The organism is [Erwinia] mediterraneensis (assembly GCF_900604315.1).
Classification (GTDB): domain Bacteria; phylum Pseudomonadota; class Gammaproteobacteria; order Enterobacterales; family Enterobacteriaceae; genus Pantoea; species Pantoea mediterraneensis_A.
This window is the reverse complement of sequence record NZ_LR026978.1, coordinates 1,430,136-1,442,131: the sequence shown is the minus strand read 5'-3', so window position 1 is coordinate 1,442,131 and position 11,996 is coordinate 1,430,136. Positions and strand designations below refer to the sequence as shown.

At 50.5% G+C, this 11,996-nt stretch carries 12 protein-coding genes and 1 pseudogene; 2 read left to right on the top strand and 11 right to left on the bottom strand.

The genetic code is table 11. From position 1 onward, the window contains the following. Nucleotides 1–4 precede the first annotated feature (4 nt). Nucleotides 5–280, bottom strand: coding sequence for a DNA-directed RNA polymerase subunit omega (gene rpoZ, locus E0E17_RS06830; protein ID WP_017348872.1), 276 nt, complete (start codon nucleotides 278–280; stop codon nucleotides 5–7). Nucleotides 281–334: 54 nt separating this feature from the next. Beyond that, entirely contained in the window at nucleotides 335–958 is a 624-nt protein-coding gene (gene gmk / locus E0E17_RS06825) for a guanylate kinase (RefSeq protein WP_207302045.1), read from the bottom strand. 233 nt (nucleotides 959–1,191) lie between these two features. On the opposite strand from gmk, the pseudogene ligB reads away from it, so the two are divergent. Next, a pseudogene (gene ligB / locus E0E17_RS06820) lies at nucleotides 1,192–2,864 on the top strand (NAD-dependent DNA ligase LigB); the annotation flags it as partial. Between the two features lie 12 nt (nucleotides 2,865–2,876). Here ligB and E0E17_RS06815 read toward each other — a convergent pair. From E0E17_RS06815 to E0E17_RS06775, 9 genes are all read right to left on the bottom strand, one after another. Then, the gene (locus E0E17_RS06815; protein ID WP_130832772.1) at nucleotides 2,877–3,494 is read right to left on the bottom strand and encodes a trimeric intracellular cation channel family protein; all 618 of its coding nucleotides are present in this window, start codon (nucleotides 3,492–3,494) and stop codon (nucleotides 2,877–2,879) included. Nucleotides 3,495–3,907: 413 nt separating this feature from the next. Beyond that, nucleotides 3,908–4,552: an oligosaccharide flippase family protein gene (locus E0E17_RS06810; RefSeq protein WP_130832770.1), complete on the bottom strand. Its 645-nt coding sequence runs from the start codon at nucleotides 4,550–4,552 to the stop codon at nucleotides 3,908–3,910. A gap of 84 nt (nucleotides 4,553–4,636) precedes the next feature. Beyond that, nucleotides 4,637–5,035 carry a hypothetical protein gene (locus E0E17_RS06805; protein WP_237680767.1) on the bottom strand — a complete coding sequence of 133 codons (399 nt, stop codon included), beginning with the start codon at nucleotides 5,033–5,035 and terminating at the stop codon, nucleotides 4,637–4,639. 298 nt (nucleotides 5,036–5,333) lie between these two features. Next, on the bottom strand, nucleotides 5,334–5,729 hold the full coding sequence (locus E0E17_RS06800) for a polyketide cyclase (protein ID WP_130832768.1): 396 nt from the start codon (nucleotides 5,727–5,729) through the stop codon (nucleotides 5,334–5,336). A 125-nt stretch (nucleotides 5,730–5,854) separates the two neighbouring features. Continuing rightward, nucleotides 5,855–7,000 carry an alanine racemase gene (locus E0E17_RS06795; protein WP_130832766.1) on the bottom strand — a complete coding sequence of 382 codons (1,146 nt, stop codon included), beginning with the start codon at nucleotides 6,998–7,000 and terminating at the stop codon, nucleotides 5,855–5,857. A gap of 199 nt (nucleotides 7,001–7,199) precedes the next feature. Then, entirely contained in the window at nucleotides 7,200–8,123 is a 924-nt protein-coding gene (gene lpxP / locus E0E17_RS06790) for a kdo(2)-lipid IV(A) palmitoleoyltransferase (RefSeq protein WP_130832764.1), read from the bottom strand. Nucleotides 8,124–8,819: 696 nt separating this feature from the next. Then, a complete protein-coding gene (locus E0E17_RS06785; RefSeq protein WP_130832762.1) occupies nucleotides 8,820–9,284 on the bottom strand; it encodes a DUF943 family protein in 465 nt (154 codons plus the stop codon). Further along, nucleotides 9,274–10,122, bottom strand: coding sequence for a YPO3983 family protein (locus tag E0E17_RS06780; protein WP_130832760.1), 849 nt, complete (start codon nucleotides 10,120–10,122; stop codon nucleotides 9,274–9,276). The genes E0E17_RS06785 and E0E17_RS06780 overlap by 11 nt, the downstream gene beginning before the upstream one ends. 420 nt (nucleotides 10,123–10,542) lie before the next feature. Continuing rightward, complete coding sequence (locus E0E17_RS06775; RefSeq protein WP_130832758.1) at nucleotides 10,543–11,406, bottom strand: YicC/YloC family endoribonuclease; 864 nt, start codon at nucleotides 11,404–11,406, stop codon at nucleotides 10,543–10,545. A gap of 160 nt (nucleotides 11,407–11,566) precedes the next feature. Here E0E17_RS06775 and E0E17_RS06770 point away from each other — a divergent pair, with 160 nt between their 5' ends. Further along, nucleotides 11,567–11,989 (top strand): DUF3574 domain-containing protein, encoded by a 423-nt coding sequence (locus E0E17_RS06770; protein ID WP_130832756.1) that lies wholly within the window; start codon nucleotides 11,567–11,569, stop codon nucleotides 11,987–11,989. Nucleotides 11,990–11,996 lie beyond the last annotated feature (7 nt).

Here is an 11,996-nt window from a genome sequence, read left to right as displayed (position 1 = left end):
ACGATTAACGACGACCTTCAGCGATAGCGGTGACAGCTTGTAATTCAGCGGCTTCCTGCTCTTGCTGCTCCTGACGATCACGCACATCCAGAATCTGATTAGTGATCAAACCTTCTTCGATTTCGCGCAGGGCGATAACGGTAGGCTTGTCGTTCTCTTCCGGTACCAGCGGATCTTTACCGCCAACCTGCATCTGACGTGCACGACGTGCAGCGACCAACACCAGGTCAAAACGGTTACCAATTTTTTCTACTGCGTCCTGAACGGTTACGCGGGCCATAGGTGTGCTACTCCACAGATGAAGAAATGACTGGGCATCATACTGAAACTGAATTCAGACTGCCAATAGTTTGCTGATTAAAGCATCATGTCGGGCTTTCTGGCGGTCCATCCGCAAACGTTCCGCACGAATGATGGTTTTCAGATCCGACAGCGCCAGGTCGAAATCATCATTCACAATTAAATAATCATACTCGGCGTAGTGACTCATTTCCGCAACAGCCTGCGCCATCCGGCGGGCAATCACCTCTTCGCTGTCCTGACCGCGGCCACGCAGGCGACGATCCAGTTCATCTTTCGAGGGCGGCAGCACAAAGATGCTGCGAGCTGCGGGCATTCTGGCGCGAATCTGCTGCGCGCCTTGCCAGTCGATATCCAGGAAAACGTCTACGCCTGTAGAGAGTATCTGCTCAATCGCTTTGCGTGACGTCCCGTAATAGTTGCCGAAGACTTCCGCATGTTCCAGGAAAGCGTCCTCAGCGATCATCGACTCAAACTCCGCTTTTGACACGAAAAAGTAATGTTCGCCATGGACTTCACCAGGGCGTATGCCGCGGGTGGTGTGAGAAACAGACACCTGCGTATCGTACAGCGGCTGTGTCTTTAACAGTGCCTGAATCAGGCTGGATTTACCCGCGCCGCTGGGGGCGGAAACAATATAAAGCGTGCCTTGAACCATGATTATCTTGAATTGAATAAAGAGCGGAGTCGATTTCCTGCACATTATACACGGCTTATCCCCGCCACGCAGCGCCGCTGCGTCATTTCTTTTCAGAGTCGTTTTCCAGACTGAAACAGAAACCTGCAATTTGCACGTTCTTCCTGCGCATTAGCTTCCATTTTGTCGCGCTTGCCCTGGCGGTGAAACCTGTGGCGTTTTTCAATAACCACAAACCAGCAGGGAGCGAAACAATGAAGGGATGGCAAAGCGTGCTGATGGCGGCGGGCATAATTTTTCTTTGCGATGTCACGGCAGCCTGCCCCGCATGGACACCGGCGCGAGCCGGGAAAGAGATCGCGCTGCTGAAACAGCAGTTGCGTCACTGGGATGACGCTTACTACAGCCAGGGGAAAAGTCTGGTCACTGACGCCGATTACGACAGCCTGCAGCAACGGCTTATCGGGTGGCAGCGCTGCTTCCAGCCGGATGTGCGCGACTACAGCGCCCGTCTGCCTGATCAGGGCGATCGTCTGCATCCGGTTGCGCATACCGGGGTAAAAAAGCTGGCGGATAAGCTGGCTGTGGCTTACTGGATGCAGGGCAAGACCTCGCTTTGGGTACAGCCAAAAGTTGACGGTCTGGCCGTGACGCTGGTTTATCGTCACGGCCGGCTGGTGTCGCTGATCAGCCGGGGCGATGGCCTACGGGGTGAGGAATGGATTGAGAAAGCGCATGCGATCCCGGCGATTCCGCCCCGCATCGACACCGAACTACCCGACGTGGTTTTACAGGGTGAGCTTTTTCTGTTGATGAACGATCATCAACAGGCGGCGCAGGGCGGTAAAAATGCCCGGGCGCAGGTGGCGGGGGCCATGATGAGTAAAGGCAACAGCCCGCTATTGTCCCGGCTGGGGATTTTTATCTGGGCCTGGCCTGACGGACCGCAAGCCATGACTGACCGGCTGGAGCAACTGGGGCGCTGGGGTTTTACGCTGGCGAAACAATGGAGCCGGGAATGCAGGATGAAGAGGATGTCGCCCGCTGGCGCGACCACTGGTTTCATACGGCTCTGCCTTTTACTACCGACGGTGTGGTGATTCATCAGGCTCAGCGTCCTGCGGGAAAAAACTGGTTGCCCGGTCAGGGAGAATGGGCGGCCGCCTGGAAATACCAGCCGCTGGTGGTCAGCAGTGAAGTAGTATCAGTAGATTTTGCGGTTGGACGCACCGGGAAAATATCTGTGGTGCTTAATCTGCTGCCGGTTCAACTGGACGATAAAACGGTAAAACGTGTCAGCATCGGTTCGGTTCGTCGCTGGCAGCAGCTGGATATTTTACCCGGCGATCAGGTCGCCCTCAGCCTGGCCGGGCAGGGGATTCCGCGGCTGGAACGGGTGATCTGGCGGGTCGCTGAACGTCACTATCCGCACCCACCAGATGGCAAAAGCCGGCATGCGTTAAGTTGCCTTTTCGCGACCCCTGAATGTCGTGAGCAATTTCTTGCGCGCCTGAGCTGGCTGAGCCAGAAAAATGTGCTGGATATTGCTGGCGTACAACGCAGCACCTGGCAACGGCTGCTTGCTACCGGTGAGCTTACCCATCTGTTTTCATGGCTGACGCTGCGTCCGGAGCAGATCGCCGCGGCGTCAGGCATCTCTGCGGCACGCGCCCGGCAACTCTGGCACAGATTCAATCTGACGCGCCAGCAGCCGCTACGTCGCTGGCTCAGTGCGCTGGGGCTGCCGCTGCCGCAAGCGGCACTTAACGCGCTGGCAGACGATCGCTGGGAGAGCTTATTGTCGCGCCAGGCGGCCGACTGGCAGCAACTGCCCGGGGTCGGCACCGTCCTGGCGGGAAAAATTGTCAGCTATCTGCATGACGCGCAGATACAGCAACTGATCGCTTTTCTGCAGCAACAGGGAATTCCACACATGCCGTCACTGCTCGGGGTGGGGGTAGTTGAAAACCGGCAGGCCGAGGCGGAAGCGCAGCGCAATCAGACGCGCAAGAAAACCGAACAGCAGTGTCACAATGATGACAAGGCCCGGGGACATAGACGTTTTCAGCAACAGGATATACATCCATCCTGAGGCGAAAGCGATGCCTGCATAAAGTTCTTTTTGAAACACCAGCGGAATACGATTACAGAACATATCGCGTAATACGCCGCCAAAAACGCCGGTAATCACCGCGCTGATGGCGGCAATAACGGCAGCATGTCCGCTATCCAGCGCCACCTGGGCTCCGATAATAGAAAACACCACCAGCCCCAGCGCATCAAGCACCAGAAACACCTTGCGCAGATGTGTCATCAGCGGCGCCAGAAAGGTGGTGATAACCGCGGCGGCGGCCACGATCATGATGTATTCAGGGTGCTTTACCCAGCCGAGTGGGTAGTGGCCGAGCAAAATATCGCGTACCGAACCACCACCGATCGCGGTGACCGAGGCGATAATAATCACCCCAAATAGATCCATTTTGCGTCGTCCGGCCGCCAGCGCGCCGGTCATGGCTTCCGCCGTGATGCCAATAATATAGAGAACGGTTAATAACATAGGTAACTCCACAACGTTGGCGGCAAGGCTAAAGATTAACGCCCGCTGCCGCTATTAAGTTTTTCTAAGCCAGGCGATCTGACACAAGAAAAACTAATCCGTTGCCGTGCGCGAGGCGTGGCGACTGCGCTTATGATGACGTGATGTCGCAAGCAATGCATAAATTATTTCAATATCGTGTCCGGACGGTGGTGGGTTTAACGGCTGGTCAGAAGATGAGTTGAGGGAGAGAAGAAGGACAGCGCGGCCTAAAACGGGAGGGGGAGAGACAGCGACAACAGGCTGAATAAATTCGGGGCTGTGTCAGCAGCGTGCCTGCAGGCAAAACGCTAAAAAGAAAAAAGCGTGCTGTTTTGCAGCACGCGAACGCATCCTTTCAGATGCCCAGAGCCCACCATACAGACTTGTTATATTTATCCGTTCCTGGCATGAATTTGAGTCATGCTCTTTATGCTGAAGCGATATTCGGGCTGAAACCACGGACGCCCGTAATAGCAGTAGATTAACATTCTGATCGAAATCATCGCCAGATAACCCCAGAGCGCACATAAAACCGATGGCGTCAGCCAGACGGTAAACAGCGTTACGCCGAGGCCGGTCACTACGGATATAATCTCAGTAAAGGCGATTTTTGTATATTCTTTTTCGCGCTGCAATATTGCGCGGTAGTGCTGGCCTTGCGGGATAATAATAAAGATCACCGACAGCATTTCCAGCATGATAGCCAGTTCCGGCTGGTTCATCAGGTGGCTAAAAATATCGCTGCCGATAAAAATAACCGAGAAAATAACCAGGCCGATAAAAACATTACCCCAGTAAAGTACAGAAAGCTCTCTGTCAGAAAGTTTTCCGCTACGAATAAGGCTGTTAGAAAATCCGCGGTCGGACAGCGTATCGATCACCAACAACAGGACGATGGCGATCGCCAGTAAATGTAACTCTTTAGCTTCAAGTATTTGAGCCAGAAGGGATAATTGTAAAACGCCTATTCCAACGATTTTAATGGACGATAATGCTGACCACTTCGCGGCGGTAAAACTCTTATCTCGTATCGCCATAGTATGCTCGTTATGGTACGTGTACCAGTGCAAAAAGTAAGGGTACATGAAGCAAGCAAACACTCGCACTCATGCAGAAAGTCATTAATGCAACTTTTCCTGCCTTAACCCTGAAATACCGGGCCAGGACTGCCAGGTTATTATGCTTTCAATTAAATGATGCTCAGCAAGAAAATAAATATCCCTGGAGTAACGGTTGGCATTTATCTTATCGGTATCACCTGCAGTCAGGAGGAAACCCACAAGATCGTCCATGAATCCTGTGGTAGTGATATATTTTCCAGTCAATATACGTCTGGCAATCTCAACAAACTGTTTTTCAGAAAGCAATGGATAAGCTGAACGTTCCAATTTCATCTTTCCCGCTGGCATTGTTATAGACATTGCTGTGTCAGTCAGGTTATACCCTGTTTTTTTTAAATAAACACCATGAGAAAACTCCGATAATTTTTTATCATAAAGAAATGGTTTCAGAATTTTCATGCTTATACGTCAGTGCGGGTTTAATGATTTCTTAATTAGTTAATTATTATCAAACATTGTTCTCCGGCCTGGCGCGCAGGAAAATAAACAACCGCCTGATCGATCAAGCGCTACGCGGACCTGGTGCGTTTTCTGAGCCAGGAGTTTCCTGAGCGCTATGCTTTAGCAACGCTGTCGGCTAAACCAGCCTGGGCAGAAGATGAGAAAAAAACAGATTAGTTGTGCTGAGCAAAAAAATAATCTGTCTTGCTGCCGAAGCCAGCAATAAATAGAGTCAGCGTCCGGCCAGCGCGTGATTTTACCGTGTTAACAGGCGACAGAGGTTATTGAGATCACGTTTTACCCAGGCAATGTCCCGTTCAAATTTCTCATCAGACATCAACGACTGGCGATAAACCGTTATCATTACTTCCGCCCCTTGTTCATTGGCGATAACGCGCATCGGCACGTAAATATCTTTGCCAGTGCCAGTATTAACCCAGTGATCCATGACGCCATAGGGGTTGTGTGGTGTAAAACGGATCTTCACCGTGCCGGTGGGTCCTTTCGCTTTCCAGTAATTGCCTTCCGGCTCCAGCGGTCCGTGACTTAAACCGGAGGCCCATTTTGGAAAATACTCCGGCTTCCAGATAGTTTCATACAGATCCAGCCAGTTGCGGGGAATGGTCAGGCTGAGGGTGCGGGATGACAACATGTAACCTCCTGAGACGAAAAGATGATTAAAACATGCCAGTTCTGGACGGCAAACTGCCTGTGCCCGGAAGTGTGTAACAAGTGGCGTTTACCTGTATTGTGTTGCAGCACATCCGGGCCGGAGCGTCAGAGAAACTGTCCCCGTCCCTCAATGGGCCATCTTTCTCCGCTGCCATCTTCCCGTCGCAGTACAAAGGTGTCGGATTGCGCCATCACCGCACAGCTGTGATTGGGGAAGATGCGTAACAGGCTGCCTGGCTGCGGTGCAGCATGTGGCGGGTAAGCAATAAAGCCATGCTCCTCAGACAACTTACTCACTTCGTAACATTGCCCTTGTTCGTCCACTGCGATACCAAAACCGTTGGCACTGGTGCCGTGCGGCCCTTTGTCTGAACTGAGCATTTTCGAGCCAGCATCAATAATCGCGTAATGTGTATTAACCGCCACTACCCGGGTCATCACCGTAAGGGCCAGGTTATCCGCTGCGCTCAGGCCGAGCCGACAGGCCGTCAGGTCTAACAGCGCATAGTTTCCCGGGCGGATCTCAGTAATGCTGCTGGCAATGGGCGCTGCAAGCACGGTAGGTGTTGCGCCAACGGAAAGCGGGCAGGGCGTAAACCCGGCCGCAATCAGACGCGCCTGCAGGCTTTTCATTAAATGCGCTTCTTCTGCGGCAATGACGCTGATGGCCTCTGGATGACCTGCGCCATAAGCGTGACCGGCATGGGCAAGCAAACCGGCAAAATGTAGCCCATGGTCGGTTATCTCCTGTGCCAGCTGAATCGCCGCATCAGAATAGGGATCAACACCAATACGATGCAGCCCAACGTCCACTTTAATCGCGACAGCAATATTTGTTTCCGGCCGGGTGCGTGCTGCTTCCGCAATGGCCTCGACGCCCGCATGGCTGTCTGCAATCAGTGTAAGGCGGGCCTGATGCGTAGCAGCGACCTGCAACAGGTCAGACAGGGTTTCCGCTTTGATCACCGGATAAGCCAGTAACAGATCGCGCTCGCCGCCCCGAATAAAAGCGATAGCTTCGCTGGGTTTGGATACGGTAATCCCCCGTGCGCCCAGCTCACGCTGCTGTCGGGCAATCATCACGCTTTTATGGGTTTTCACGTGTGGGCGCAGAGTGACGTTAGCTGCCTGCGCTTTGTGCTGCATCTGTATCAGATTACGTCTCAGCCGCAGCGCATCAATTTCAATATAAGGCGTTAAACGATCATCATAAAACGGGCGCTGCAACCCGGCGGCAAAGCTCTGTTCCATCTTATTACTCACTGTCGACGGCAGGAAAACATGTGTTTTCATCTTAATCGAAAGTGAGGGCAGTTATCTGATGTGGCGTCAGAATAAGGAAAAGTCAGAGGCAATCAGGGGAGGGTCGTTACGGTGCGCCTGTACGACTAACGCTGGTCAATGGGTGCGATCAGCAAAAAAAAGCAGGCCGCGGGGCCTGCTCAGGAATTCAGACGTAAAGGGAGGTTTCACCCGGCGGACGGGTTTTAAAGCGGCGATGCAGCCAGAGATATTGCTCCGGCGCACGCAGAATTTCGGTTTCGATCACCTTGTTCATATAGGCTGCCGCAGCGGACTCATCGTCATAGGGATAACCTTCCAGTTCCGGCTCGATAATCAACTGGTAGCCATCTTTGTTACGGTTACGAATCAGCACAATGGTTAGCATGGCGGGCTTAGCCAGTCTCGACAGCACATAGGTGCCATTGGTGGTAGCAGCCTTATCAACGGCAAACAGCGGGGCGAAGATACTGCCTTTTGGGCCGTAATCCTGATCCGGGGCGAACCAGACCGCTTCGCCCTGCTTCAGAGCATGAACCATACCGCGCAGGTCTTTGCGGTCGATCATCGCTTTATTGGAGCGCATACGCCCTTTGGTTTGCGCCCATTCCATGGCGCGATTGTTGTGGGGACGATACATCGCCATCATCGGCTGACACAGGCCGGTGATACGACCGCCCAGCTCCAGCGACATAAAGTGCACGCCAATCACCATCACGCCACGTTTATGATCTTGCGCGTGCTGAAGATTCGCAATGCCTTTAACCTGAAACAGGCGTTTTACCCGGCGATCTGACCAGAACCAGGCGATACCGGTTTCCGCCAGCGCCATACCCAGCGAGGCGAAGTTTTCGGCAACAATGCGTTCTTTCTCCGTTTCGCTGAGATGGGGAAAGCAGAGGTCCATGTTGCGGCGAGTAATTTTTTCACGTCGCTTCAGGAAGTGACGCGAGAGCTTGCCAGCCGAAGCGCCAAGGCGAATCAATACCGGATAAGGGAGCTGCACCAGCAGCCAGAGTATAATCAGACCAAACCAGGTAAACCAGTAGCGAGGATGGAGCAGGGAGGGACTAAATTTTCCCGTCTTTTTCATAAATGCCTTTATGTGATTAATGGATGTATCGCATAAAGAAGCATTCTCTGATGTTCCCAGGCGTTACAGCGTACTAACTCAGACCGGCACCGTAGCAGAAAGTGCCCTTAAAGAAAGGTAAAGGTTACTCTCTTCAGGAAAGAAACTCTTGCGGTTTCGGTAGTGATTCTGAATAAGCTTTATCGGACAGGGAGTTATAAAACTTTACTGCAATAAAATAAAAAGCAGAAATCGTGTTTTAAAAGACGAAAAATACTCCGATGCAGGGAAAATTGCACAAATCAGGTCAGCTTAAATTTGAATTATAAACGGGCTAATTGTAAATTTTATTCATTAGTTTCCTGACGCAATGTTTCAGGTGAAATTATCAGTAAGGGAAAGGAATCAAAGGCCATATTTATAATGACAGTTTTATTTAAGATTAAAGAAACAATCACCGAAGACATTTTTCTGTATGTTCTTACTGTTTCCCAACCGTTGAGGTTATTCATACACGCTGGGGATATGTGAAATCATAATCTTCTCTATTTGTTAAAAACATATTTTCCAGTTATAAAATTTTATTTATACTCTGGAATTAACTTATCCATTTGAAGCCTGGCAGGATAGTTTATGTGATATTTAGCTACGCCGTTTTTCAGACGCAGGTCGGGAAGGATAGGGTTTCATTACTGTCTCTATGCAAGAGTGGTAATACTAATCGGATTTGATCTGTATTATCCTTCCGTCATTATTTATGCGATACGTTTCTGTCGCCAATACAAAATAATTTCCTGTGTTTTTACTATACCTCACCATAAGGAGAGCGTCTTTTTCTATACAATTCAACGGTGGCTGCATATCACTGAAACAGAGGTTGTCATACCCATCTGTTTCTTTATAACCTTTACCAAAATCCCAAAATATAATTACGAAAGATCCATCTGAAGCAGGGGAAGGGATTTTATATTTATCTGCCAGTACATCCTTGTTTTTCAGCCACCAGTTGATTTTCCCTTTGTCTGTGAAGGGGAAATTCTTCACCAGGACATAACTGTGGCTATCGTTTTTATGAACGGCAATAACTTCTACCGGGCGCAGCAACAGCCAGAAAACAGAGATTGTTAGCAGGCAGGCGGAAATCGATAGCTTGAAAATAGCTTTCTTTTTTTTAATTTCCATCCCGGATTCCATTAATTTCAATGGTGGCTTCCATGTTAGTCATAAAAGGTTCAAAGCCGAATTTTTTATATCTCTGGAGTACAAACCAGATGCGAAAAAGATTAAAAACACGGAATTTTCCTTTAAAAATATCTTCATCATCCAGGCCAAAATGATCCTGGATTTTGTAATGCACGATTGCCTGAAAGTGTCGATTATCAATTTGCAGAGATTCTACAATGACATGGCTTGCCCACGTATCGTGTATGGTAATGCCCATTCCATTAACAGTATCCTGGAGCCTGTCAAACTTAGGTAATCTACCCTCAGAGATGGCTGCGCGAAGTCCATCTTTTTGAGCGACAGGATAACATTTTTTTTCCCAGTCTATTTTTTCTTTAAATGTTCTCGCTAACAGAATACGAGTACTGTTATCCTGCGAACTGTCATTGACAATATGCTTCTTCAACGCCATATCCAGTGCTATATCCCGAAAAGGTGTACCGTTACCGTTCTGCATATGGGTTATCATCTTTTCGATCAGATGCCGATACGGCCCATATAGTGCGAACTCACGCGATAACTGACGGAATTCGTCGAAAAGAATAGCGATACACTGCTGGTGAGTCATTTTCTCACCTGCCGGACGCATATTGCAGCAGAACTTAGATCGTGGATTATCGAAGGCAGAACGCCGGTTCAGTGTCCAGGGGTCGACCTGGTCAGAAATATAATCTAGCCCGTAGTGCGTTTTTAACTGTGCTTCTGATAAGTCACCGCAACGCATATCTTTAGCGTTGTAGTCATCCATCCGGTTTTGCGTTTGAAAAATAATGCAGGGAAATTCTAATGCGGCCATCTTGATACATTCCTTGTATAATAGTCCGTTGAAATCCTCACCTGCATAATACATAGTGGCTGGCGAGAATGTAAACTGCGTACAGGCTGGATTTGTATTTTTTTACAATTCGGAGCAAGGAATACAGGAGAAGTCTTACGCTCTTAGCCTATCAACATAACACTATGTGGTTTATTTCAGATTTCCGGAAATCTTCTGTGCTTTGCCTGCGCATTGCCAGGCTGTATCTGAATATCAATATTTTCGAGCCGTACGTCTGTAGGCTGAGAAACCTGTCGGGATATTTGCTGAGAGTATTGCCGGTAATTAAGGCAATCGGATAAGCACGTCCACAGGACGTGATAGTAAATCAGGCATAACAAAGCCTGCTAATTAGCAGGCTATAAGAGTTTGTGCATATTACATGTCACAATCGCGTCGTTACTCAATATTCTGAATCTGCTCACGCATCTGCTCGATCAGCACCTTCAGCTCTATCGCGGAAGCGGTAATATCGGCATTAATCGATTTCGAGCCCAGCGTATTCGACTCGCGGTTAAACTCCTGCATCATAAAGTCGAGGCGGCGGCCAACGGCTTCTTTCTTCTTCAGGATGTTATATGTCTCTTTTACGTGGGCCTCGAGTCGATCCAGCTCTTCAGCCACATCGATACGCTGCGCCATCATCACCAGTTCCTGCTCCAGACGACCATTCTCCAGCTGAACTTCAGCCTCTTCCAGTCTGGCGACCAGCCGCTCACGCTGCCATTTCAGCACCTCGGGCATTTGCGCGCGCACTTTACTCACTTCTGCGCTGACGCCAGCCAGACGCTGCTCAATCATCGTCTTCAGCGCTGCGCCTTCGCTTTCACGGGCGGTGATAAATTCGTTCAGCGCCGTATCCAGGGCTTTTAACAGCTCGGCATTGATGGCGTCCAGATCCTGCTCCTGCGCAGACATCACGCCAGGCCAGCGCAAAATATCCAGCGGATTAATCGCGCCTTCATCGCTCTGCATTTTTACCCAGTTTGCTGCCTGTACCAGCTGCTTCGCCAGTGACTCGTTAAGCATCAGCTCGCCCTGGGCATCGGGACTGGCATCGAAACGCAGGCTGCACTCCACCTTACCGCGCGTCAGGCGATTACGGATACGCTCACGAATCACCGGCTCCAGGCCGCGGAACTGCTCTGGCAGGCGGATATAGGTTTCCAGATAGCGTTGGTTGACAGAGCGCAGCTCCCAGGCGGCGCTACCCCACTCACCTTTTACTTCGCTGCGGGCGTAAGCGGTCATACTGCGGATCATAAGCGATACTCATTTTCAGAAAGATTGTGTGAATTATAGCGAGGCAGTCTGCGCCATAACAGGAGTAAGCCGCGTTAACGGAGAATAGGTGAAAAAATTCGCCTTTTTATGACAGAGTTTTATCATTCCAGAGAGATAAATATTAGGTTAACCGGGTCTGATGAAAAGCTTAACATGGGGTTCTGTCATGCTGCTGATGTTGCTGACAGGCTGTAAAGCGCCGCCTGTCTCCACCAAATTGCACCCCGTTTGCGCTGGCGGCGAGGTCATGATGCAGACCACGCTTTGGTTTGGCCTGAACCGGCCGCAGGGAGGAGAGATCAGCGCCAGCGACTGGCAACATTTTGTTGATGCCGACGTCACGCCGCGCTTTAAACAGGGGCTGTCTGTTTACGAGGCAAAAGGGCAGTGGCTGGAGAAAGCGGGTGGGCTGACGCGCGAAAACAGCAAAGCGCTGATGTTAATCTATGAACCTGACGAGGAGAGTTTCGCGCGTATCGAAGCGCTGCGCGACATCTACAAAAAGCGCTTCGCCCAGGCGTCGGTGATGCGTGTTGATACGCCTGCATGCATCAGTTTTTAACACGGCG